Source organism: Aurantimonas sp. NFXS3 (genome assembly GCF_049132005.1).
In the GTDB taxonomy this organism is placed as follows: domain Bacteria; phylum Pseudomonadota; class Alphaproteobacteria; order Rhizobiales; family Rhizobiaceae; genus Aurantimonas; species Aurantimonas coralicida.
Genome location: NZ_JAGDDZ010000004.1, coordinates 274,502 through 297,444 on the forward strand (window position 1 = coordinate 274,502; position 22,943 = coordinate 297,444).

General features: G+C 68.1%; 18 protein-coding genes and 1 tRNA gene. 4 read left to right on the forward strand and 15 right to left on the reverse strand.

All coding sequences use genetic code 11. From position 1 onward, the window contains the following. Nucleotides 1–218: 218 nt before the first annotated feature. The 4 genes from J3367_RS13585 to J3367_RS13600 all read right to left on the reverse strand — a co-directional run bounded on the left by J3367_RS13585 (nucleotide 219) and on the right by J3367_RS13600 (nucleotide 4,102). Complete coding sequence (locus J3367_RS13585) at nucleotides 219–905, reverse strand: transcriptional regulator domain-containing protein (RefSeq protein WP_373279301.1); 687 nt, start codon at nucleotides 903–905, stop codon at nucleotides 219–221. Between the two features lie 381 nt (nucleotides 906–1,286). Then, nucleotides 1,287–1,376: transfer RNA gene (locus J3367_RS13590), tRNA-Ser, on the reverse strand. A gap of 426 nt (nucleotides 1,377–1,802) precedes the next feature. Continuing rightward, nucleotides 1,803–2,882 carry a hypothetical protein gene (locus J3367_RS13595; RefSeq protein WP_024351817.1) on the reverse strand — a complete coding sequence of 360 codons (1,080 nt, stop codon included), beginning with the start codon at nucleotides 2,880–2,882 and terminating at the stop codon, nucleotides 1,803–1,805. Continuing rightward, nucleotides 2,879–4,102 (reverse strand): glycosyltransferase family 4 protein, encoded by a 1,224-nt coding sequence (locus J3367_RS13600; protein ID WP_024351818.1) that lies wholly within the window; start codon nucleotides 4,100–4,102, stop codon nucleotides 2,879–2,881. Before J3367_RS13600 ends, J3367_RS13595 begins: the two co-directional genes overlap by 4 nt. Nucleotides 4,103–4,413: 311 nt before the next feature. Here J3367_RS13600 and J3367_RS13605 point away from each other — a divergent pair, with 311 nt between their 5' ends. The 3 genes from J3367_RS13605 to J3367_RS13615 are packed head-to-tail and all read left to right on the forward strand — an operon-like array spanning nucleotide 4,414 to nucleotide 8,509. Continuing rightward, a complete protein-coding gene (locus tag J3367_RS13605; RefSeq protein ID WP_024351819.1) occupies nucleotides 4,414–6,357 on the forward strand; it encodes an ABC transporter substrate-binding protein in 1,944 nt (647 codons plus the stop codon). Next, nucleotides 6,354–7,352 carry an ABC transporter permease gene (locus J3367_RS13610; RefSeq protein WP_024351820.1) on the forward strand — a complete coding sequence of 333 codons (999 nt, stop codon included), beginning with the start codon at nucleotides 6,354–6,356 and terminating at the stop codon, nucleotides 7,350–7,352. Before J3367_RS13605 ends, J3367_RS13610 begins: the two co-directional genes overlap by 4 nt. Then, on the forward strand, nucleotides 7,349–8,509 hold the full coding sequence (locus J3367_RS13615; protein WP_024351821.1) for an ABC transporter permease: 1,161 nt from the start codon (nucleotides 7,349–7,351) through the stop codon (nucleotides 8,507–8,509). Before J3367_RS13610 ends, J3367_RS13615 begins: the two co-directional genes overlap by 4 nt. Before the next feature lie 33 nt (nucleotides 8,510–8,542). Here the strand turns inward: J3367_RS13615 and J3367_RS13620 are convergent, their stop codons facing one another. The 8 genes from J3367_RS13620 to J3367_RS13655 all read right to left on the reverse strand — a co-directional run bounded on the left by J3367_RS13620 (nucleotide 8,543) and on the right by J3367_RS13655 (nucleotide 19,519). Then, entirely contained in the window at nucleotides 8,543–9,781 is a 1,239-nt protein-coding gene (locus J3367_RS13620; protein WP_024351822.1) for an adenylate/guanylate cyclase domain-containing protein, read from the reverse strand. Further along, nucleotides 9,759–10,637, reverse strand: coding sequence for an MBL fold metallo-hydrolase (locus J3367_RS13625; protein WP_024351823.1), 879 nt, complete (start codon nucleotides 10,635–10,637; stop codon nucleotides 9,759–9,761). The genes J3367_RS13620 and J3367_RS13625 overlap by 23 nt, the downstream gene beginning before the upstream one ends. Then, a complete protein-coding gene (locus tag J3367_RS13630) occupies nucleotides 10,634–11,089 on the reverse strand; it encodes a cyclic nucleotide-binding domain-containing protein (RefSeq protein ID WP_029703611.1) in 456 nt (151 codons plus the stop codon). The genes J3367_RS13625 and J3367_RS13630 overlap by 4 nt, the downstream gene beginning before the upstream one ends. Before the next feature lie 34 nt (nucleotides 11,090–11,123). Then, nucleotides 11,124–13,865, reverse strand: coding sequence for an ABC transporter transmembrane domain-containing protein (locus J3367_RS13635; protein WP_421461370.1), 2,742 nt, complete (start codon nucleotides 13,863–13,865; stop codon nucleotides 11,124–11,126). Nucleotide 13,866: 1 nt separating this feature from the next. Continuing rightward, entirely contained in the window at nucleotides 13,867–15,717 is a 1,851-nt protein-coding gene (locus tag J3367_RS13640; protein WP_051141655.1) for a dipeptide ABC transporter ATP-binding protein, read from the reverse strand. 237 nt (nucleotides 15,718–15,954) lie between these two features. Beyond that, nucleotides 15,955–17,097 carry a glycosyltransferase family protein gene (locus J3367_RS13645; RefSeq protein WP_029703615.1) on the reverse strand — a complete coding sequence of 381 codons (1,143 nt, stop codon included), beginning with the start codon at nucleotides 17,095–17,097 and terminating at the stop codon, nucleotides 15,955–15,957. Continuing rightward, entirely contained in the window at nucleotides 17,097–18,257 is a 1,161-nt protein-coding gene (locus J3367_RS13650; protein ID WP_024351828.1) for a glycosyltransferase family 4 protein, read from the reverse strand. Before J3367_RS13650 ends, J3367_RS13645 begins: the two co-directional genes overlap by 1 nt. Next, nucleotides 18,254–19,519 (reverse strand): glycosyltransferase family protein, encoded by a 1,266-nt coding sequence (locus tag J3367_RS13655; RefSeq protein ID WP_024351829.1) that lies wholly within the window; start codon nucleotides 19,517–19,519, stop codon nucleotides 18,254–18,256. The genes J3367_RS13650 and J3367_RS13655 overlap by 4 nt, the downstream gene beginning before the upstream one ends. Nucleotides 19,520–19,698: 179 nt before the next feature. Here J3367_RS13655 and J3367_RS13660 point away from each other — a divergent pair, with 179 nt between their 5' ends. Further along, entirely contained in the window at nucleotides 19,699–21,054 is a 1,356-nt protein-coding gene (locus J3367_RS13660; RefSeq protein ID WP_024351830.1) for an adenylate/guanylate cyclase domain-containing protein, read from the forward strand. 4 nt (nucleotides 21,055–21,058) lie between these two features. On the opposite strand, the gene J3367_RS13665 is transcribed toward J3367_RS13660, so the two are convergent. From J3367_RS13665 to J3367_RS13675, 3 genes are all read right to left on the reverse strand, one after another. Beyond that, entirely contained in the window at nucleotides 21,059–21,904 is an 846-nt protein-coding gene (locus tag J3367_RS13665; protein WP_024351831.1) for a hypothetical protein, read from the reverse strand. Continuing rightward, nucleotides 21,901–22,683: a polysaccharide deacetylase family protein gene (locus J3367_RS13670; RefSeq protein WP_421461373.1), complete on the reverse strand. Its 783-nt coding sequence runs from the start codon at nucleotides 22,681–22,683 to the stop codon at nucleotides 21,901–21,903. Before J3367_RS13670 ends, J3367_RS13665 begins: the two co-directional genes overlap by 4 nt. Nucleotides 22,684–22,758: 75 nt before the next feature. Further along, nucleotides 22,759–22,935, reverse strand: coding sequence for a hypothetical protein (locus tag J3367_RS13675; RefSeq protein ID WP_155898546.1), 177 nt, complete (start codon nucleotides 22,933–22,935; stop codon nucleotides 22,759–22,761). Nucleotides 22,936–22,943 lie beyond the last annotated feature (8 nt).

A 22,943-nucleotide genomic window follows, 5' to 3' on the forward strand; every position in this document is an offset into this window, starting at 1 on the left:
CGCATTTCGGCGCTCCATTCTGTCAACGCACGCGTTCCAGAATGCCGAAGATCACCTCGCCGTGTTCCTTCAACTCGCTGCCTTTGGTTTCCATACGAAGATCTGGGCGGTGTAAGCGTTTGGGGCCATGTGGCGTCTCCTTTTGTTGAAGTTGACGCTCTTGTAGCGATCCGCTGATCGGCCTCACATGGCAGTTAGGGCGTGCCTCTATTTTCTTCTCAGTTTTTCCCAGCGGAGGTCGTCCAGCGTTTGGTGGACTCGCGCGCCTGACGCACCATCGCTGGGATATCTGCGTAGGTAACGTTGGCGGAATCCCCAGGAAGAGGGTCCTCGGCGAACCTTTCTGCTATGTCGTTATAGGAAATCCCTGCCGCCACAGCGTCGAGTACGCGCCAAGAACGACGAACGGTCTTGCGGGCATCCCGCCATTTCGAGCCGACAAGTTCCTCCCGATCGACACCTAACTCCAATGCCATTTGTTCGAGTTGCCGTTTGACTTCGGCTAACTGGGCCTCGAAGGGCAAGTCAGCTGCCAATCGTACGAGGATCTGACCGTGATCGATCGCAGTCTGAACGAAGTCGGCGACGGAGTGCGACAGCGTGTATCTGTCTTTATTCAGAATGCGCTTGCTGGACGCTGAAGCTAATTCGATCGCGGGATCGTTGAAGAATACCGGCGCCTCCTCGCCCCATGGGTCGGTGAGCACATCAATGCCCCATTTCTCGCTGAGGCTGCCAGTGTACCGATATGGAAAATGGTTCGATGAATGTTCAGCCCACTCGCGCTGATAGCGTTCATCTCGGCGCAGGAACCCCCATCGGATTTCACCGAGAGACATATTATCGACAGGAGGATAATTCTCCGACTTCGTCCAGTCGCGAGGTGAGGACTTTAAATTAGCCACTACGGTCGATCCGCGATCTGCAGCGTAAGGTGTGTGAAGCGCAGTGCTATGGGACTATAGCCACCGCGTTTCTTACGGCTTTTCAACCGCTGCAGCGTATCTCGATCTCAGGCGAGCCTTCAAGCTCGCGGAGTGTGATGAGCGATCACTTTGATACCCGCGCTTTCACACCTCGGCAGACACCGTTCGAGGCGCCAAAAACGCCTGACGCTCTTCGCAACGTCCGACGGGGGGTACAGCCGACCCTCAGAGCGACGACGAGGAGCCAGAACGTGTCAAGACGTCCTCACACATCTACGCGACATGTTGGGGTAAATATTGGGGTAGCCTGCGGGTAAAGGCGTAAATACATAGGAAAAGCAATGGGTTGAAGCCATATAATGGCGGAGAGGGGGGGATTCGAACCCCCGATACGCTTGCACGTATGCCGCATTTCGAGTGCGGTGCATTCGACCACTCTGCCACCTCTCCGGCCGTTGCCCCGTCGGTCGGGACCATCCTGTTCGAAGGTGTCGCGCCGGTGGGACGACGGGCGTCCGGACGGTGCGGCTTCAAATCAACCGAGGCATTGGTCGGCGCCTTGCGAGCGCGCCGGTCTCTTATCAAAGCCGGGGCCGCGTGCACAAGGGCCCCGCGACACGATTTTCGCCGCGGGGCCGCATTCGGGGCGCGTGAAGAGCCTCGCGGTCCTTCGCTGCGACTGCGCGCGACGGAATGCCGTCGTTCCTCGTGCTGCTGCGAGATGGCCGGTCGCGCTCGCCGGCTCGCGCCCTGCCAGGTCTCCAAGGACGCCGCGCATTCCCGCTTCCAGGGGACATCCTGCGGCATCCGCTGCCGGACGACACGTCGGCCACTCCGGAACGGCGCCACGGGTGAGCCGCGCTCGGCCCTCAGCCGTCAGGTGCGGGGTCTTGTCACCGGTTGCAGGGCGAACAGGTCGGGCAGCTTTGGCCAGACGACGCCCGGGCGTGGCGCGAGCAGCGTGAGCAGCGCCGTGAGACGCTCCCACGCGGCCGCGTCATGCTGCAGGTGATGGGTCAGGAGGCCGATCGGCTGCGTCTCTGAGGGCGGCCACCCAACGGGCCCAGGACCACCGGCAAGCGTACCGATCGCCGCCGCGGCAGGCGTGTCCCGGCGTTTTGGGGCAGAGGGACTAGCGGCAGATGTTCCACCCGCCATGGGGTCAGCACCGCCGGCAGGTGTGTGCGCCGGCGTCTCCGCTGGCATGCCCCGGCGCATCCGCGCCGCGGACGCGATATTTGCCGATGTTTCACCCGTCACGGGGTCAGCGCCACTGGCAGGCGTGCGGGCCGGCGCCTCCATTGGCGTGTCCGGGCACATCGGCGCGGCGGACGGATTACTGGCCGATGCTCCCCCCTCGCCCATCAACCGTGCGGCGATCTGCGCGGCCAGCAGCCTGTCGAGGGTTGCGGCGTCCTGCGCCCGGCCCGCACGCCAGTCCATCAGGTCGAGATGGGTGTGGACGCGATGCCGGGATGCCGGCTTGGCGAAAACGGAGAGGCCCGGCAGGCCGGCGTCGCCCAGCCGGGCGGCCATGCCGGGGCCGATGCGGTTCCAGGGCGGCACGAAGACCGGCAGGAACCGCTCGTCGGCGAGCGCGGCAAGCCGGTCGCGGCCCCGCCGGATCTCCTCCAGCATGGCCGCCGCCGGGCGATGATCGCCGAATTCGGCGCGCTTCTCGCCGGCCGGCGCGTGGTTGGCATGGCCCCAGCCGTGCAGGAACAGACAAATGTCGTCGTCCGGCGTCATGCCATCCAGAAGATCCGGCCGGGCCCCGTCGGGGATCACCGCCAGCGCCAGCGGCACGCCGATCTCTTCGCGCTGCGCCAGAAGGCGCGCAAGCTCCGGCGTCGCGCCCCGGGCGTCGTCGTCGCGCCACCAGAAGGCGAGCTCGACACCGGCAGCGGCGGCGGCGTCCAGCTGCCGGCGCGTCAGTGGGAAGTCGGCAGGGCTCACGCGGCGTTCCGGGCGGGCGTCGCTTTCAGGAGCGCAGCCACCCGGTCGATGCCGGGCTTCGGCGAGAAGCGTTCGCGCACCCGGCGCTCGCCGGCCGCCGCCAGCCGTGCCGCCAGATCCGGATCGTCCATCAGCCGCGCCATCGCCTCGGCCAGCGCCCGGGGGTCGCGCGGCTCAACGAGCAGGCCGGTGCGTTCGTCCTCGACCAGTTCCGGGATCGCCGAGACCTTCGTTGAGACCACCGGCAGGCGATGCGCCTGCGCCTCCATCAGGACGTTCGGCAGGCCGTCGCGGTCGCCGCTGCGGGCAATGCGCGAGGGCAGGACGAACAGGTCCGAACGCGCCAGCAGTCCGAAGACATGCTCGCGCTCGCGGCTGCCATGCCAGGTGATGCGGTCGCCGATCCCGGCCTTGTCGGCCTGTTGCTGCAGCCTGGCGGTCATCGCGCCGCCGCCGACATGATCGAAAGTCCAGTCGCGATCCTTCAGCCGGGCAAGCGCGCGGATCAGATCGCCGAACCCCTTCTTCTCCACCGTGCGGCCGACCGACACGATGCGGAACGGGCGCTCGCCGCGCGCGGCCCGCTCCGGCGGCGCGATGCCGGACAGGTCGAGGCCGTGATAGACCAGCTCGACCCGCCCGGGTTCGGGGGCCAGCGACTGCAGATAGTCGAGATTGACCTGCGTGCAGGTCACGCCGAAGGCGGCCGAGCCCAGCTTCTCGGTCAGCTCCCAGGCCTGCGAGGTCCAGATGTCCTTGGCGTGGGCGGAGAACGACCAGCCAATCCCGCGGATCGTCGCGGCATAGCGCGTCACCGAGGCCGGCGTGTGCAGATAATGGGTGTGCAGCCAGCCGATGTCGTCGGGCAGTTCATGGGCGAGGACGCAGGCCTGGCCGAAGCGCCGGTGGCGGTTGGCGGTGGGGTCGCGCGTCAGATCGGCCTCGAACATCGCTCGCGCCGCCTGATAGCCCGGCTGGCGCTCGGCAAAGGCGCGGCCGGCCCGCACCCGCGCCGGATCGTCCTTCAGATATTCCGGCAGATAGAGGATCTCGGCATTGATCCGCCGGTGCACCGGATGCACCCGCTTCTCGGCCGGCTGGCGCAGCGACACGATCAGCTGCGCGACGCCGCGATCCTCGAGCCCGGCGATCTCCTGGGCGATGAAGGTCTCCGACAGCCGCGGATACCCCTTGACGATCGTGGCGATGCGTCCTGCCATGGTGGTCGGTCCTTGCGACAGCGTCCGGCACTGGCCGAGGATGACCGGCAGGTGCCCGTTCCCCGCCGGAAGGCGGGCCGGATGCCGGCCATCTAGTCACATGGCCGGCGGCTCGCAACCCGCGACAGGCCGGGCCAGGTCGCGGCATCCCCGCGATGCCGTGGGGGCGCGGTGAGATGCCCACGCTTTCCCGCCGCCAGCGGTTTGACAAGCCGGCGGGCGCAAAGCTTACTGACGCGGCAGACAAGGGCCCGTCCATGCATCGATCCACACGGCAGCAGCGAGCATTTCGGCAGGGAGCGCTCGCCGGCATGGCCCTCCTCTGGACGGCGATCCTCTGGGCGCCGGCTTCGGCCGGACAGGCCGTCGCGGACACATCCCACGCGCCCTTCGGCGAGCCCGCCGCGCTGCAGGCGGCGGTGAGTGCCGGGGACCTGCCCCCGGTGTCTCAGCGCCTGCCCGAGCGCCCGCTGGTCATGCCCGTCGATGCCGTCTGCTCGGCCGACCGGCTCGGCGGCACGCTGCGGATGATCGGCGGCAGCGCCAAGGACACGCGCACCCTGTCGGTCTTCGGCTATGCCCGCCTCGTCGGCTATGACGAGGACTACGCCTTCGTGCCCGACATCGCCGAGCGCTTCGAGGTCGAGGACGGGCGCATCTTCACCTTCCATCTGCGGCCCGGCATGAAATGGTCCGACGGTGCGCCGTTCACCGCCGAGGATTTCCGCTATTTCTGGGAGGACATGGCGCAGAACCCGCAGATCGCGCGGTTCGGCATTCCCGGCGAGTTGCTGGTGGAGGGCAAGCCGCCCCGCGTCACCTTCCCCGGGCCCTACGAAATTCGCTACGAATGGGCCAAGCCGAACCCGAACTTCCTGGCGACCCAGGCCGCCGCCCTGCCCTTCGAGCTCTACCGCCCGGCCCATTACCTGAAGCAGTTCCACGAGACCTATGCCGACCCGGAAACACTCGCGGCGCGGGTCGAGGCGGAAGGCCAGCGCAACTGGGCGGCGCTGCATTTCAAGATGGACCGCGGCCACCGCAACGACAATCCGGACCTGCCGACGCTGCAGCCGTGGAAGCTCGCCACCGAGCCGCCCTCCGAACGGCTGATGTTCACCCGCAACCCCTATTTCCACCGTGTCGACGCGCAGGGGCGCCAGCTGCCCTATATCGACACCGTCGCCCTGACGATCGCCAATGCCGACCTGATCCCGGCCAAGGTGGCCAATGGCGAGGCCGATCTCCAGGCCGCCTATCTCAGCTTTCCCAATTATCCGTTCCTGAAGCGGGCCGAAGCGCGCGGCGGCTTCGAGGTCCGCCGCTGGGAATCCGGCCGCGGTTCCCACGTCACGCTCTATCCCAATCTGAACGTCAAGGACCCGGCCTGGCGCCGGCTGGTCCAGGACGCCAATTTCCGGCGGGCGCTGTCCCTGGCGATCAACCGCGACGACATCAACAAGGCGATCTTCTACGGCCTTGCGGTGCCCGGCGGAAACACCGTCCTGCCCCGCTCGACCCTGTTCGACCCGGAGCTGCCGACGATGTGGGCCGGCTACGACCCGGATGCGGCCAATGCGCTACTCGACGAGCTCGGACTGGAGCGCGAGAGCCGCAATGGCCTGCGCCTGTTGCCCGACGGGCGCCAGATGCGCATCGTCGTCGAGACCGCCGGTGAAAGCCGCGAGCAGAGCGACGTCCTGCAACTGATCCACGACGACTGGCGCCGGCTCGGCATCGATCTCCTGATCCGCGAATCCCAGCGCGAGGTCTTCCGCAACCGCATCAAGGCGGGCTCGACGCTGATGTCGGTCTGGACCGGTCTCGACAATGGCGTGCCGACCCCTGCCACCGACCCGGCCGAGCTCGCCCCCTCGACGGCCGAGCAGCTGCAATGGCCGTCCTTCGGCATGCAGACCGAGACCGGCGGCGAAGGCGGCGAGGCGATCGGCGGCAGCGAGGCGCTGGCGCCGCTGCGCGAACTCGCCGAGCTGCGCAAGCGCTGGATGCGAACCGACGACGACGCCGAGCGCGCCGACATCTGGGGCCGGATGCTGCGGATTTCCGCCGATCAGGTCTATACGATCGGCATCGTTGCCGGCGTCGACCAGATCGTCGCCGTGGCGGACACGCTCAACAACGTGCCCGAGCGCGGCGTCTACAATTACGAGCCCGGCGCCTATTTCGGCATCTACCATCCGGACGGGTTCTGGTTCGATTGCGGCGCGTCCGCCCTGGCAGGAAAACACGGATGATCCGCTATCTCGCCGGCCGCCTCGTCACCATGGCCTGGACGCTGCTGGCGATCAGCGTGCTGGTCTTCGTCATCATCCAGCTGCCGCCCGGCGACTACCTGACCAGCTATATCGCCGAGATCCGCGCCCAGGGCGAGAACGTCACCGTCGACAAGATCGCCTTCCTGCGCGAGCAATACGGCTTGGACAAGCCCTTGTGGGAGCAGTATCTCGTCTGGGTGACCGGGCTGATGCAGGGCGATCTCGGCTATTCCTTCGAGTACAACCAGCCCGTCGCCGACATCGTCGGCGAGCGCATGCCGCTGACGCTGCTGCTCAACGTGGCGACGGTCATCTTCGTCTATCTGGTCGCCTTCCCGATCGGCATCTATTCCGCCACCCACCAATACAGCTGGGGCGACCATGGCTTGAGCTTCCTCGGCTTTCTCGGCCTCGCCACGCCGAACTTTCTGCTGGCGCTGATCCTGCTCTATCTCGCCAATGTCTGGTTCGGCACCTCGATCGGCGGGCTGATGGACCCCCGCTTCATCGACGCGCCCTGGTCGCTGGAGAAGGCCGGCTCGGTGCTGTCGCATCTGTGGGTGCCGGTGCTGGTCATCGGCACGGCCGGCACCGCGGGCATGATCCGCCGCCTGCGCGCCAATCTCCTCGACGAATTGAACCGGCAATATGTCGTCACCGCCCGCGCGAAGGGGCTGCCGGAACACCGGGTGCTGCTGAAATACCCGCTGCGGATGGCGCTCAATCCGTTCATCGCCGACCTCGGCAGCCTGCTGCCGCAGATCGTCTCCGGTTCGGTGATCATCTCGGCGGTCATGTCGCTGCCCACCACCGGGCCGATGCTCCTGTCCTCGCTGCGCAGCCAGGACATGTTCCTCGCCGGCTCCTTCCTGATGTTCCTGGCCCTTTTGACGGTGGTCGGCATGTTCGTCTCCGACGTGCTGCTGGCCATTCTCGATCCGCGTATCCGGCTCGGAAAGACCACCATCCGATGAGCGAGACGCCGCATTTCGTCTCGCGCGAACCCTTCGATTCCGAAGCCACGGTCGCGGCCGGCTCGACCGTGTCGCTCGCCTATATGGAGGCCTCCCAGTCGCGGCTGATCTGGTGGCGTTTCCTGCGCCACCGCGTTGCGGTGGTGTCGCTGGCGTTCCTCGTCGTCAGCTATCTCTCGATCCTCGTGGTCGAGTTCCTGGCGCCCTACGACATGCAGAGCCGGCACACCGACTTCATCTTCGCCCCGCCCCAGGCCGTGCATCTGTTCCACGAGGGCAGCTTCGTCGGACCCTTCGTCTATCCGCTCGACTTCCACCTCGACCTCGACACCCTGCAGCGCGAATACACGCCCGACACCAGCCGGCCGCTGCCCCTGCGCTTCTTCTGCCAGGGCGACCCCTACGAATTCTGGGGGCTGGTCTCCGGCGACCGGCACCTGGTCTGCCCGCCGGAGGGCGGCAGCCTGTTCCTCTTGGGCACCGACCGGCTCGGCCGCGACATGCTCTCGCGCATTCTCAGCGGCGCCCGCATCTCGCTCACCGTCGGCCTCGTCGGGGTGACCCTCAGCTTCATCCTCGGCATCACAATCGGCGGCCTCGCCGGCTATTTCGGCGGCTGGATCGATTCCGTCGTGCAGCGGGTCACCGAGATCCTGCGCTCGCTGCCCGAACTGCCGCTATGGCTGGCCCTGTCCGCCGCCCTGCCGGTCACCTGGAGCCCGCTGCTGATCTATTTCGGCATCACGCTGATCCTCGCCCTGCTCGACTGGCCGGGCCTTGCCCGCGCCGTGCGCTCCAAGCTCTTCGCCCTGCGCGAGGAGGATTTCGTCGTCGCGGCCGAAATGCTCGGCGCCCGTCCGCGCCGGATCATCTTCCGCCATCTGCTGCCGAACTTCATGAGCCATCTCATCGCCTCGGCCTCGCTGTCGATCCCGACGATGATCCTGGCGGAGACGGCTTTGTCGTTCCTCGGGCTCGGCCTCAGGCCGCCGATCACCAGTTGGGGCGTCCTGTTGTCGGAAGCCCAGAACATCGAGGCGGTGGCGCTCTATCCGTGGCTGCTCCTGCCGATGGTGCCGGTCATCCTGACGGTGCTGGCCTTCAGCTTCGTCGGCGACGGGCTGCGCGACGCCGTCGATCCGCACCACCACCACTGACCGCTAGCGCACCCGACGCGGCTCCGGCAGCGCTCAGGAGACGGTGCGCACCGGCGCGTCGGCGGCTGCGGCAGCGTTCCGGCGCGGCGTGAACAGCTCCATCCGGCGCTCCACGCCGTTCAGCGCATGGGCCCCGACCGAGACCCAGTCGTCAGGCGACAGGGCCGCGACCTCGGCGCTGGCGAGCACGTTGGTCTCGACCGTCTTGGTCAGCTTCTCGATGCGCTCGACCTCGGTCACCGTCGAGCCGATCACCGTGAAGGCCAGCCGTTCGGGCACGCCGATATTGCCGAAGACGACGCTGCCGACATTCAGGCCGACGCCGAACTCGATGAGATCGAGGCCGCGCTCGCGGCGCACCGCGTTGGTCGCGTCGCGCAGCACAAAGGATTCGGCCACTGCCTGCTGCACCTCGGTCGTGATGCCCGGCCCGTCGATCGGCCCGTCGCCGAGCGGAAAGATCACCAGCACCGCATCGCCGATGAAGGCCAGCACCTCGCCGCCCGCCTCAAGGGCCGGCCGGGTCGCGCATTCGAAATAGTCGTTGAGGAGCTTCAGGAAGGCATCGCTGTCGAGCGTACCGGTCAGCCGTGTGGAATCGCGCAAATCCGAATACCAGACCAGCGCCTTCGTCCTAGCGCCGTCGCCGAGCCGGATATTGCCGTCGAGAACGCTGCGACCGGCCTTTCGTCCCAGATAGGTCTCGACGATGTTGGTCATGATCTGGGACTGGATGATCGTCTTGCAGACCAGCGCGAAGGTGAGCTGGATTTCCTGCAGGATGTCGAGATCCTCGTCGGTGAAGCCGCTCGCCCGGTCGCTCGCCCAGATCACGATGATGCCCCGCGCCTGCAGCTCGCTGTAGGCGCCCGGTTGCGAGAATTCGGTCTTCAGGGCGATGTAGTCGGTGTAGCCAGCCGCCGCCAGCTCCTCCAGAATGGCGAAATCCAGGAGCTTGCCGGGGCCCGACAGGCGACGCCGCAGCACCGGAATGTCGGCCTCCACCATGTAGCGCAGCGGACTGCGCTGCCACGCGTCGGTATTGGCGTCCTGGTGGTGGAAATGCTCGATCCCGACATCCTCGTCGCGATGCCATTTGACCATTTCGGCGCGAAACAGCGGATGCAGGGTCGGCCAGTTCAGCCGCGCCCGCGCGATGGGCACGCCGATGCCGGTCAGCCGCAGACAGAGATCGCGAAAGATCGTCTGGATGTCGCTCTTGCCCAGCGACTGCTTCAGCAGCCAGTCGTCAACCTGCTTGGCCAGTCCCATCGTCGTGACTTTCCGTTACCGTTCCGTCCTCTCCGATCGCCAGCGTCAGGCCGGTCGCCCCGATGCGCGCGCCGGTGAAACGCGCCTGCGCCTCCTCCGCCAGCTTTGCCAGCGAAGCATCGGTCCGCAGGACGTCGTGGTGGAAGATGACCAGCCTGTCGATCCCGCCGGCCTGGCACAGGCGCACCCCCTCCTGCCAGGTGGAGTGGCCGAAGCCGCGGTACTTCGCCATGTCCTCGTCGCTATAGGTGGAATCGTAGATCATCACCTCGGCCCCGGCGACGAAGGCGGCGACCGCCTCGTCGCGCGTGCCCGGCTCGTGCTCGGTATCGGTGATGTAGCAGATCGAGCGGCCCTCGAAGTCGACCCGGTAGCCGACCGCTCCGTTCGGATGGTTGAGGCGGACCGTGCGCACGATGATGCCGTCGCCGAGGTCGAGGATCGCGGGCGGGCGGAAGTCGCGATAGTCGATATGGGCGGCGAACTGCTTCGGCGTCACCGGGAAATAGGGCGGCCGCATGAACCGCTCGACCATGTCCCGGCAGGTCGTGTCGTCGAGGAAATGGCCGGCATGGATGCGCACCGCCGCGTGGTCCTTGTAGAGCGGGATCACGAAGGGCAGGCCGATGATGTGGTCGAAATGGCAATGGGTGAGCAGGATGTCGATCTCGCCGACCTGCTCCTCGTAGAGCTTGCGCCCGCAGCCCACGATGCCCGTGCCCGCGTCGAAGACCAGCACCCGGTCGCCGCAGCGCACCTCGACGCAGCTGGTGTCGCTGCCGTAGCGGGTATTGGCCGCCGCCGGGGCCGGTATGCTGCCGCGTGCGCCCCAGACGGTGAGCTCGAACCGGCTCAATCTGCGGCGTCCGGAGCGATGGCGGCCCGGTTGCGCGCCGCCACCAGTTCCTGGTTCATGTGGGTCAGGCGCTCGGCCAGTCCGCGCATCACCTCGGCGGCGATCTCCGGGAACTGCCGCAGCAATTGCAGGAAGCACTCCTTGCGCACCCGCAAGGCCGAGACGTCGCTCTTCGCCGTGACGGTCGCGGTGCGCGGCGTGTCGCACAGGATGGCGATCTCGCCGACCACGTCGCCGGGGCCGAGGGTCGCGACCACGAAGTCGCCGTCTTCCGTCTCGATCGAGACATCGGCCTCGCCGGCCACGAGCACATAGGCGGAATCGCCACGCTCGCCCTGCCGGCACATGACCTGCCCCTGGCGATAGGCGATCGAGTCCGAGGTGAAGGCGATGAGCTTCAGCCGGCTGGGCTCCATGCCGGCAAAGATCGGGACCGAACGAAGCAGGTCCATTTCAGATTTGAGCAGTGTCACGTCGTCCTCTCGGTCATCCGGCCACTTCGGCGTCGTCGCGCGCCGCATCGGACTCGTGCGGACGCGTTTCGGCCCCCGTCGAGTTCGTGATCATGCGCCCGTCCTTGAATTCCAGTCTCCGGTCGAAGAGCTCCGCATGTTCGGCGTGGCTCAGGACCCAGAAGATCGTCTGCCGTTCGATGCCGAGTGCCGCACGCGATGCGAGGACACGCACAATAGTCTCCCGCTGGCTCTCCCCGTCAAGTGACGACAGCGGCCGGTTGAGAACCAGGAGATCGGCGCGCTTGAGCAGTGCCCGGGCAAGCGCCAGCTTCTGCTGCTGGCCCGACGACAGCCGCTTGGCGCCGCTGCCCACGTCGAAATCCAATCCGATCTCGAACACCGTCTGCGACAGGCCGGTCTCGCGCAGGGTCTCCACCAGCACCTCGTTGATGCGGGCCGAGGCTTCGGCGTAGCGGTCGACGACGCGGCCGAAGAGGATGTTGTCCTGGAAGCTGGCGGCCGGGTTGATCGCCCCCGGCACGTGCATCGACACAGCCTGCGCAAGCTCGGGGTCCATGCGCTCCAGGAGCCGCGCACGGGCCGACAGGACCGCGGCCTTGATGTCGTCGTCGAGCAGTCCGAGCCGATGCCGGGGCTCGATATAGCCGAAGGCCAGCTCCTGGAAGGCGCGCCGGTCGCGTCGGCGTTCGCTGGTGCTGCCGTCGGTCGCGGCGCGCCGCAGCGCCGCCTTGTAGCCGTCGACCTCTTCCGGCGTCATCAGGTCGACATTGTCCATCAGCGGACTGTCCGGCGCCAGGTCGCCGAAGATCTCGATCACCGTCTCGGCGATCTGCCGGCCCATCTCGTGCAGGAGGTCGTCGAGCCTCGCCTCCTCCAGGACGGCGACCATCTGCGGCCGGGCGGCCAGCGGCATCTCCTCGGCGGCTTCCGGCAGGGCGATGCCGAAGACAATGTTCTCCAGGACCGTCGCATAGTCGGAATAGCGGGCCGGATCGAAGGATTCGAAATAGACTTCGTCGCCGCCTTCCGCGAGCCGTTCGCGGAAGCGCCCGCGGGCCTTCAGGACATGCGCGCAGGTCTCCTCGGGCAGGTCCGCCGGCGCGCGGTTGCGCAGCCCGAGCCGGGCGATGTCGATGCGGAAATCGGCGACGTCCAGCACCTGCGCGAGGCGGCCGTGCAGTTCGTGCGGTCCGGTGATGCCGGCCGCCGCGTAGTCGATCCAGTCGCCGTCGACGTCGAGGTCGCTGTTGCCCGACGCCCGGGCTGCGAGCTGGCGCGCCTCGCTGGCGGCGCGGTCTCCGCCCGCCGGCACCAGCGGCGCATGGCGCAGCCCGTAGACCAGCGCGTCGCGGATCGACATCTGGGGGAAATACAGCCCCGAGGTGGCATAGGCGATGCGGCGCCCGACAAAGGCGTCGGGCAACCCGTCCAGCGCATGGCCGTCGATGCTGATGCGCCCCGACGCGGCCTCGGACAGACGCACCAGGGCCTCGGCCAGATATTCGGCCCCGCCGCCGATCGGCCCCGACGCGGCGATCGCTTCGCCCGGCCCCAGCCGCAGGCTGGTCGGCTCGAGAAGGTCGTTGCCGGAATCGTCGGCAATGCGCAGGCCCGAAATGGCGATCTCCCGCTCGATCCGCGGCGGCGTCTCGTAGGACAGCTTCTGGACGTCGGGAGAGATCAGGTTGCCCATCACGAACTGCTCGCGGATCTGGGCGTATTTCGACTGCACGTCGACCCGGAACTGGTCCCAGGCGATGAGCTCCTTCAGCGGCCCCGGCAGCTCCTTGTAGGCGGCGATCACCGCAACGAGCTGGCCGATGTCGAGCCGCCCGGCGATCACCAGATAGCCGCCGGCCAGATAGAAGATGAAGGGAGTGATCTGCGCCAGCAGGTTGTTGATGAAATTGACGAAGAACTTCCAGCGGAAGAAGTCGTAGCGGATCGACAGGATGCGGCCGAGCCGGCTGCCGAGCTCGGCGCGCTCCCAGTTGGAGGTGTCGTTGGTGCGGATCGAGGGGATGCTCTCGACGATCTCGCCGATCCGGCCCGACAGGAGCCGGGCGGTGATCTGCCGGGCCCGGGCGAGCCTGACCAGCCGCCGGCGCATCTGCGGGATCAGGATGAGCTGCAGGAGCACGACGCCGCCGGCCACCGCGCCGAGCCAGACATTCTGCAGGAAGATGAAGAAGAGACCGGTGCCGGCCTGGCTGAGCAGCAGGGCCGGGTCGGCGAAGGCACTGCCGCCGAAGCCGCCCACCGGCTCGGTCTCGTCCTTGATCATCGAGGAGATCTCGGGACCGCGCACCTGCTTGAAGCGGGCGGTCGGGAACCGCAGCACCAGGTCGACGAGCTGGAACCGCAGCCGCCGCAGCAGCTGTTCGCCGAGCCGGCCCTTGTAGTTCGACAGATAGAATTTGAAGAGCCCGTTGACGATCACGAAGAACAGGAAGGTCAGGCTCAGCCACAGGAGCACGCCGAGCCGGTCGAGTTCGACGCCATCGAACAGCGCCAGTTCGCCGCCGCCCAGGAAGCCCGGCAGCGGCAGCGAGACCGCGAACAGCGTCTCGGTCTGTCCCGGCGCCCAGTCGCCCTGGATCGGCCCGTTGACGATCCGTTTCGGCAGGTCGAGCGTCAGATACAGGAATGGCAGCGAGACCAGGAGGACGGCGAACAGCCAGATCTGCTGGGGCCGCGAATGGCGCCAGACATAGCGGAAGATGCTCTCGTCGAGTTCGTCCGCTGCCGCCATGTCAGCGCCGCTCCGTCGCCGGCGATGGCGCGGGCCGTCCGGCGAGGAAGTCGAGATTGGCGGCCCGCACGAAATGCCCCGGCCGGGCCTCCAGCAGCGGCCGGGCGACGCCGGGCTCGGCCGTGAACGGCGCCGGCCAGTTGCGCTGGCCGATCTCGCCCACCGGCGGCAGATGGGCGAAATCCAGCGGCCGCTGCGGATCGGCGTGCGGCACCGCCTGCATCAGCATCTGCGTATAGGGATGCAGGGCGTCCTCGAAGAACGCCGCGCGCGGCGCCAGTTCGACGATCTCGCCGTCGCACATCACCGCGATGCGGTCGGCGACATAATTCACCACCGCCAGATTGTGCGAGATGAACAGATAGGTCAGGCCGCACAGGCGCTGCAGATCCTTGAGCAGATTGAGGATCTGCGCCTGCACCGACACGTCGAGCGCCGCCACCGGCTCGTCGCAGATCAGGAATTCCGGCTCCAGCGCCAGGGCGCGGGCAATGCCGATCCGCTGGCGCTGGCCACCGGAAAAGCTGTGCGGATAGCGGCCGGCATGCTGCGGCTCCAGCCCGACCGCCGCCAGCAGCCGCTCGATGCGCACGCGGCGCTCCGCCCGGTCGCAGACCGCGTGGATCTCGAACGGTTCGGCGAGGATCGCCCCGACCGTCATGCGCGGATCGAGGGACGAGAACGGGTCCTGGAAGACATATTGCAGCCGGTTGCGGACGGCAAAGAGCTGGCTGCGGTCGGCCGTGACCAGGTCGAGAGGCCCGTCGGGCGTGTCGAACAGCATGGCGCCCCTGTCGACCTGCACCGCCTGCATGATCGCGCGGGCGAGCGTCGTCTTGCCGGAGCCGGATTCGCCGACAAGCCCGAGGCACTCGCCGCGGCGGATGGTCAGCGAGACGTCCTTCAGCGCATGGATGCTGGGCGCCGGCGCGCTGGAAAACAGCCGCCGGTCGCCGCGCCGGGAAAAGCTCTTGGCGACCCCCTTCAGTTCCAGCAACGGCGCGCCGACAGCGCCCGATGGCTCGCGCCGCATCAGCGCGCCGGCATCGACCTTGATCTCGCGGATCGGCTTCAGCCGGGGCGATTCCGCCTGGTCGAGATCGGGCACCGCCTTCATCAGCGAGATCAGATAAGGGTGCTGCGGATCGGCGAAGATCGTCCCGGACGACCCGGACTCCACCACCTTGCCGTGGTGCATCACCACGACGTCCTCGGCCAGGTTGGCGACGACGCCGAGATCGTGGGTGATCAGCAGGACGGCCATGCCGAGTTCGCCCTGCATCTCGCGCAGCAGCTTGATGATCTGCGCCTGCAGCGTCACGTCGAGCGCCGTCGTCGGCTCGTCGGCGATCAGCAGCGCCGGCTTGCAGATCAGCGCCATGGCGATCATCGCCCGCTGGCGCAGCCCGCCCGACAGCTCGAACGGATAGGATTTCAGCGCCCGCTCGGGCTCGGGAAACCTGACCAGCCGCAAGGTCTCGATGGTCCGCTCGCGCGCCTCGGCGCCGGAGGCGCGGCCGTGCACCTCCAGCACCTCGCCGATCTGGTCGCCGAGCGTATGCAGCGGCGAGAAGGAGGTCATCGGCTCCTGAAAGACGATCGAGATCGACTGCCCGCGCACCGCCCGGAAGCGCGGGCTGCGCGGCGACAGGGCGGCGAGGTCGACCGGGCCCTGCAACGGATCGTCGAAATGGATGCTGCCGCCGGTGATCACCGCGCTCTTCGGCAGCAGGCCGAGAATGGCCTGGGACGTCACGGTCTTGCCGGAGCCCGATTCCCCGACCAGCGCCACGGTGCGGCCTGCGCCGACGCTGAGCGACAGGCCGCTGACGGCCTTCACCGTCCCGGCCATCGACTGGAACTCGACGGACAGGTTCTCGATCGCAAGCAATGGCCGCGCGGCGACCGATGCGGGCCGGTCCGGCGTGTCTATCGGCCGGTCCAGCACCGAGGCACCGCTTCCCCCTGGCATCCGCTCATTCCACCTCTTCGGCTCCGCGGCATGGTCCTTCGCGCACGGGCGTTGCGATTGCAGCACGGAACCGCGCGGCAAGTCATGCAGATTTTGCGATCCATTGCCCGCCGCGGCTCACTCGCCCGCACCGCCTGCCATGGCGGCGATCGTCGCCGCGGCGTTGGCTGCGCCCTCCAGATCGATCGCGGGACGCGCCCCCGCCTCGCGCTGCCAGGCCTCGGCCACCGCCGCCGCCATGGTCTCGGCCGACAGGCGCGAGGTCGGCACCACCGACAGGAGCCCCATCTTCCCCATGCGCTCGGAGCGGAACCATTGCTCGGTCTCCTCGCCCTCGTCATAGGGCACGACAACGGCCCGCGCTTCGGCGCGCAGGAGGTTCATCACCGTGTTGTAGCCGGCCTGCGAGATCGACAGGGCGCAGCCGTCGAGCCGCTCCTGGAAGTTCGTCTCGAAGCGCTTCACGATGGTCGTCTCGTCGGCCAGCGCTGCCAGCGCCTGGAACTCGTCCTCGGCCATGCGCGGTCCGGTCAGGAAGCGCCAGACCCGGTCGGCCAGCGGCGTATGCGGCCGCGCCGCCATGACCGTGCGCATCAAAGCGCCGGCGGCCGCGCCGCCGCCGGCCGACACGATCACCTCGCCGTTGCCCGGCGCTGCGCCGCGCTCGGCCGGCTCGGTGACATAGCCGGTATAGCGAATGAGATCGTCGATCTCGCCGGCATGGGGATAGGTCTCGGCGAAGGTGAAGAGCGACGGATCGGAATGGACGAGCACGGCGTCCAGATGCTCGCGCGCCAGCGCGGCGCCCCTGGCGGCCCGCTCGGCATGCTTGGTCTCCACCAGGATGTCGCGCACCGAGGTCACGCATTTGACCCGCGGCTTGTCGCGCGACGCCCGTTCGAGGAGCGGCACCAGCTCGAAATTGAAGCGCCAGCGTCCGAAGGGGAACATCTCCAGGAGCACGACGTCCGGCTGGACCTTCTCATAGAGCGCCAGCAGCGCGTCGCGCCGAGCCGCACGCCATGCGTCGGTGATCGGCTCGCCCTCGGCATCGTAGAGCGTCTTGAAATTGGCGCCGTCGATATGGGTCGGCGGCAATTGCACCACCTCGGCGTTGGCGAAGGGCATTTCCGCGACCGGCATGCCGCCGAGCGCCACCGTCACCTCCATGCCGCGCCGGGCCATGGCATTGGTGAGGAGTTCGCCGCGCCGCAGATGGCCGACGCCCAGCAGATGCTGGACATGAAAGAGAACGCGCATCAGGCCGTCTCCGCCTTTCCTGTTGGTGTGGGCCGTCCGAGCGTGTCGGACAGCGCGGCGTCGAGTGCCGCGGAGGCTGCTTCCAGCGAATGATGCCGCTCCGCCCGCCTGGATGCCGCTGTGCCCATGCGGGTCCGCAGCCCCGGATCGAGCAGCCGGCGCACCGCGGCGGCGAAGGCCTCCGCATCGCCCTCCGGCGTGAGCAGTCCCGTGATTCCATCCTCGACGATGCCGGAGACACCGCCGCTGTTGCCCGCCACCGCCGGAAGCCCCGCCGCCTGCGCCTCGAGCAGTGCCATGCTCCAGGATTCCTTGATCGCCGGCCAGACGGCGAGATCGGCCGCGGCGAAAAGGTCGGGCATCTCCTCTGGCGCCGCGGCACCATGGAACGCCACCCGGCAGGACAGGCCGGCGAAGGCAGCGCGCACCTGCGGCTCGGCCGGGCCGGCTCCGACGATGAGGACGTCGAAGGCCGCGCCGTCGAGCCTACCCAGAGCCTCCGCCAGCAGGCGATAGGAGGCGAGCTTCTGGTCCTCGCGCATCATCGCCGCGGCGATCAGCCAGGGCTGGTCCGGCGCCAGGCCGTGGCGTGCGGCCAGCGCCGCCCGTATGTCGGTGCGCCGCCCGGCCGCCGCCCGCCAGGGCTGCGTATCGACGAAGGGCAGCAGCGCCCGATAGGCGGTCTCGTCCCCGAGCCAGGGCATGACGCCTGCCTTGTCCGCCGGGTTGAGCCCGATGACGAGGTCGGCGCGGGACAGGGCCGCAAGGCTGGCCTCGAACCCTTGCGCCCAGCGCCCGCCGCGCTGCTTGCCGGCGACCGAGGCTTCGGCGACGACATAGGGAACGCCGAGCGCCGTGGCGACGCGCAGTCCCAGCCAGTCCGGCGCCTTGTGGTAGAGATGGTAGGTGAACCAGAGGTCGATCCGGGGCTTCGCCACCCTGCCCTGCCGCAACAGCCGCTCGGCCAGCCGTCCGCCGACCGTCTGCAGCCGCGCCTGACGCGCCGGGTCGCCGCGGTCATGGCTGCGAAAGTGCGACGGCACCACCACCCCGTGGCCGGCCAGCCGCAGGGCGTCGATCAGGCCACGCGCCACGGTGCGGTCGCCGGATGGCCGCGGATCATCGGGAGATTTCATCGGCGCGTAGAACGCGATGTTCATGCAGTGCCGGTCTTGGGCAGGGTCCGGGCAGGCGCCCACTCGTCGTCGCCGGCGGCGCCGCGGCTGGCGCTGCCCGAATGGCGCCCGGCGGCGATGTAGCCGTCGGCCAGTTCGCAGATCGTCTTCAGGCCGTCGAGAATGCCGTCCACCGCCACCGAGCGCGGTCGCGCCTGGCCCGGCAGCGCGCGGATGGCATCGGCCATGGCGGCGGGATTGTCGATCTCGTCATCCAGCAGCATGGCGATCAGGCCGAGCTCCTGGGCCTGCGAGGCACGGATATACTGCTCCAGCCGGGGCTGGCGGCGCGGCACGACCACGGCCGGCTTGTCGAAGGACAGGATCTCGCAGAACGTGTTGTAGCCGCCCATCGCGACCATGCCGGCCGCCCGCTCGATCAACGGCTCGATACTGGCGGCGAAGGTGATCAGGTCGACGCTGTCGAGCCGGGCCGCGCGCCGCTGGAAATCCGTCTGGTAGCCGGTCTCCATGAAGGGGCCGAGAACGATCTTGGCCCGTACGCCGATCGACGGATCGGTCTCGTAGGCCCGCAGCACCCAGTCCACCAGCTGGGCGCCGTCGCCGCCGCCGCCGGTGGTGACCAGCACATAGGGTCGCTCGCCGATCCGGATGCGATCCGGCAGCGCGCCCGAGGGCTCGTCCGCGCGCTGCAGATAGCCGGTGAAGGTCGCCTTGCGCCGCACCGCGTCCGAGACGCCGATATCGGCCAGCGGATCGCAGATTTCCGGCAGCCCGTAGATCCAGATGTCGTCGTAATAATTCTCGACCGCGCCGAAGGCCTCCTTGCGGGTCCATTCCTCGATCAGCCGCGACGGCTCGTCCATGATGTCGCGCAGCCCCAGCACCAGCCGGGCGCCGGTGGTCTTGAGGTGATGCAGCGTCGCCTCGACCTCGCCGCGCATGCCGAGCGGCTCCTTGTCGACGATGAAGATGTCGGGATCGAAGATTTCGGCGGTCGAGCGGATGATCGCGCTGCGGATCTTGGTCAGATCCTCCAGCGACAGGCCCGGATTGGACGGGGCATAGGTGTCGGCGCCGAGCTTGACGACGCCCGGCACGCGAATGAAATCCACCTGGGGCGGAAAACTGAACGAGCCGACGACAGGCGAGCCTGCTACGATGAGGATCGAGATGTCGGGCCGGTGCGCCACCAGGGCCTGCGCGATCACGCGGCAGCGGCGCAGATGGCCGAGACCGTAGGTGTCGTGACTGTAGATGAGAACGCGCGGAGGCCGGGCTTTCATCAGATACTCCTGCCGCTCCGACCCTGCTCGACCGGGACACACTGGCCATTTTCCGGCCCTGACGCAAGCGCGCGTGTCCCCGGGGAAACCGCGCCCGTCTACCGCCGCGACGGATCGACCGCAATGACCACAGCCGGGGACGGAGCGTTCATGAGGGCCAGTTACCGGGCGAATCCGACGTGAGCAACCGAAACAAGCTGCTGGCGCCCTTCGCCCGGCGCGAATCCAGCCGCGCCATTCCCGAGCGCGTGCGCGAGGTCGTGGATCGCTTCGAAATCCGCAGCGAACGGTTGATCGGCTGGGTCCAGCTCGGCATCGGCCTGTTCATCACCGTGCTCTATCTGGTCTCGCCGCGTCCGGTCGACAGCGAGATGCAGCACCCGGTGCCGATCAGCCTCGCGGTCTATCTCTGCTTCACCGCCCTCCGCCTGTTCCTGTCCTACCGGATCCGCCTGCCGGCCTGGTTTCTCGGCCTGTCGGTCCTCGTCGACATCGCGCTGCTCTACGGTCTCGTCTGGTATTTTCACGTCCAGTACGGCCAGGGCGCCAGCTTTTCCCTGAAGGCGCCGACGGTGATGTATGTCTTCGTCTTCATCGCCATTCGCGCCTTCCGCTTCGATCCCGCCTGGGTGCTGACCACCGGCGCCGTAGCGGCGCTCGGCTGGGTCGGCCTGACGCTCTATGCCATCGACGCCGAGGGCACCGACGCCATCACCCGTAGCTTCGTTGCCTATATCCATGGCGACGGCATTCTGGTCGGCGCCGAGATCGACAAGATCGTCGCGATCCTCGTCCTCACCACCGTCCTGGCGCTTGCCCTCGTGCGGGCCAAGCGGCTCCTGGCGGCGGCGACGCTGGAGCATATCGAGCGCGAGGAAATCCGCCGCTTCCTGCCGGCCGATGTGGAGCGCGCCATCGTCACGTCGCCGGAATCGGTGGTGGCCGGCGACGCCGAGGAGCGCGAGGCGGCCATCGTCATCCTCGACATTCGCGGCTTCACCGGCTTCATGGCCCGGCACGACGCGCGGCAGGTGGTCGAGGTGCTGGTCGGCCTGCATGCCCGCATCGTGCCGGTGATCGAGCGCCATGGCGGCATCGTCGACAAATATCTGGGCGACGGCCTGCTGGCGACCTTCGGCGCGACGAGGCCGTCGCGGACAGCCGCGGCCGAGGCCCTCGCGGCCCTCTGCGAAATCCTCGCTCTGTCCCGGGAGTGGGCGGCGGAGATGGAGACACGCTTCGGCCCGATCGGCCTGCGCGTCAACGGTGCGGCGACCGCCGGAACCGTGGTCTTCACCGCGCTCGGCGACGAGCACCGGCTCGAATACACTGTGATCGGCGATCCGGTGAACCTCGCCGCCAAGCTGGAAAAGCACAACAAGGTCGAGCAGACCCTTGCCCTGACCACCCAGGCCAGCCTCGACATGGCGCAGGCGCAGGGGTTTCGCCCGCCCGCTGCCTCCAGCCTGACCCGCCTCGACCGCCGGCAGGTGCAGGGTGTGGACGCCCCGCTCGACCTCGTCGCCTTCGCCTGAGCGCTCAGGGCAGCTTCTGGTCGAGGAGGATCACCTCCGAATGCAGATGGTCGACGTCGCGGGGCGCGACATCCGCCGGGCGGTACCAGCGCGGCAGCCTGATCGTTTCCACCGTGCCTTGATCGTCGCCCGGCGTCATGAAGCGCGTGTCGATGGCGAGAACGCCGCGCTCGCCGGTCACGATGACATCGGCAATACCCTGCGCATGCGCCGACAGGAACGCCGGATCGCTGGCATGCAGGATCTCGTGATAGGCGATTGCCTCACCCTTCAGCTTGCGCTGCCAGACCAGCCAGCTGTCGCCGACGAAGGCATGGTGCAGGTCGAAGCCGGCATGGGCGTCGAGGACAACCCGCTGCGCCGGATCGAGCCGCTCGCGGATCGCCGCCGCATCCCGCAGCACCGGCAGGCGCCCCGGCGCCCCGCTCGGCCGGAACAGGCTGCGGCTGTCGTCGAGCACCGAAAAGCCCAGTGCCCGGATCTTGCGGCCGGTGGCCCGGCGGGCGGTCATGGTCTGGTAGGTGACGCCGGGCTGCGCCGTGCCCGAGCGCAGCAGATCGTCGCCGGTCCCGTCGCCGCGATAATCGGCGAGGAGATACCAGGAGGACAGATCGCAGAAGCGCCGCAACTGGCCGCCGATCACGCGGTCGCTGTAGATCGTGCCCATGAAGCCGACGACATGCTCGCCATCCTCCACCAGCCAGCCGCGCTCGACACCCTCCGGTCGCCAGGGATAGTCGAGCAGCCGGGCCCAGCGCTCGCGGGGGATCCTGGCGTTCATGTGGGTGTGCAGGAGTTCGACCACCGCAGCGATGTCGCCGGCTCGCGCCGGTCGCACGATCGCGCTCATCGGACGAGTTCGTCCGTCATGGCGCCGGCGAACAGTGCCCCCGCGTCGCGCCATCGGACCGCCGGATGGGCGGCGAAAAGGGCCAGCAATTCGTCGAGAAAGGCCCAGGTCTCGGCGTCGTGGTCGAGATGGTGGGTAAGGATGCCGAAGGGCTCGGCCGGATCGCTGTGCCCGAGCCGCCGGTCGGCAAGGCGCTCGGCGGCCAGCCGGACCAGCTTGTCGTGCCCGGCGAAACGGGCACCGCCCTTCCAGGTGAGAAGATCGAGATGGGCGTTCACATGGCGGCAATCCGCCTGCGGCGAGGCGGTCTGGCGCGGCCCGAATACCGAGATGCCGGCATAGCCCATGGCCGGCAATGCCTCGGCCACCGCCGGCTCGATGCGGTTCCAGGGCGGCACCATCACCGGCACGAGCCGGTCGCCGAATGCCGCCGCCAAGCGGCTGCGCCCCTCGTCGAACTCACCCAGCACCTCCGCCAAAGGCCGGTCGCCGCCGCATTCCACGGCGCGTCCGCCGGGCGCGGCGTGGTTCCTGTGGGCGTGGCCATGCTGGAGGACGGTCAGGAGCGGATCGCCCCGATGGGCGACCAGGCTGTCCGTCAGCCCCGCGGGAATGACCGCCAGCGCCAGCGGTGCGGCATGGCGGTGCGCGGCGGCGACCAGCGCCTCGAGCGCCGGCGTCGCGGCAATCGCATCGTCGTCCCGCCACCACATGTCGATCCGCCGGCCGGCATCGTGCCAAGCGTCGAGTTCGCTCAGAAGGTCGTCAGCGTTCCGCATGGCGCGGCTTTAGCGGCGATCGGGCGTCCGGGCAATTGCTGCGCGGCGCGACCGATCGGCCAGAGCAAGAGACGGTCAGTCTCTTTCTTCGTCTTCCTCGGCGTCCTGTTCGTCGTCCGGAACATCGGTGCCGATCAGCCGCTCGTCGGGCTCTTTGCCGGCAAAGGAATTGTCGGTGCGCTGCAGCGCATTGTCGAGGACGCCGCCATCGGCGGGCTTTTGGTCGTGTCTGGGGGCCTTCGGATCGGCCATCGTGCGTT

Bases quoted from the DNA above. Each gene is read 5' to 3' on its own strand.
- J3367_RS13600 (WP_024351818.1), bottom strand. From the start codon at position 4,102: ATGGCAGGACGCATCGCCACGATCGTCAAGGGGTATCCGCGGCTGTCG.
- J3367_RS13605 (WP_024351819.1), top strand. From the start codon at position 4,414: ATGGCCCTCCTCTGGACGGCGATCCTCTGGGCGCCGGCTTCGGCCGGA.
- J3367_RS13610 (WP_024351820.1), top strand. From the start codon at position 6,354: ATGATCCGCTATCTCGCCGGCCGCCTCGTCACCATGGCCTGGACGCTG.
- J3367_RS13615 (WP_024351821.1), top strand. From the start codon at position 7,349: ATGAGCGAGACGCCGCATTTCGTCTCGCGCGAACCCTTCGATTCCGAA.
- J3367_RS13620 (WP_024351822.1), bottom strand. From the start codon at position 9,781: ATGGGACTGGCCAAGCAGGTTGACGACTGGCTGCTGAAGCAGTCGCTG.
- J3367_RS13630 (WP_029703611.1), bottom strand. From the start codon at position 11,089: ATGGACCTGCTTCGTTCGGTCCCGATCTTTGCCGGCATGGAGCCCAGC.
- J3367_RS13635 (WP_421461370.1), bottom strand. From the start codon at position 13,865: ATGGCGGCAGCGGACGAACTCGACGAGAGCATCTTCCGCTATGTCTGG.
- J3367_RS13640 (WP_051141655.1), bottom strand. From the start codon at position 15,717: ATGGCCGGGACGGTGAAGGCCGTCAGCGGCCTGTCGCTCAGCGTCGGC.
- J3367_RS13645 (WP_029703615.1), bottom strand. From the start codon at position 17,097: ATGCGCGTTCTCTTTCATGTCCAGCATCTGCTGGGCGTCGGCCATCTG.
- J3367_RS13650 (WP_024351828.1), bottom strand. From the start codon at position 18,257: ATGAACATCGCGTTCTACGCGCCGATGAAATCTCCCGATGATCCGCGG.
- J3367_RS13655 (WP_024351829.1), bottom strand. From the start codon at position 19,519: ATGAAAGCCCGGCCTCCGCGCGTTCTCATCTACAGTCACGACACCTAC.
- J3367_RS13665 (WP_024351831.1), bottom strand. From the start codon at position 21,904: ATGAGCGCGATCGTGCGACCGGCGCGAGCCGGCGACATCGCTGCGGTG.
- J3367_RS13670 (WP_421461373.1), bottom strand. From the start codon at position 22,683: ATGCGGAACGCTGACGACCTTCTGAGCGAACTCGACGCTTGGCACGAT.
- J3367_RS13675 (WP_155898546.1), bottom strand. From the start codon at position 22,935: ATGGCCGATCCGAAGGCCCCCAGACACGACCAAAAGCCCGCCGATGGC.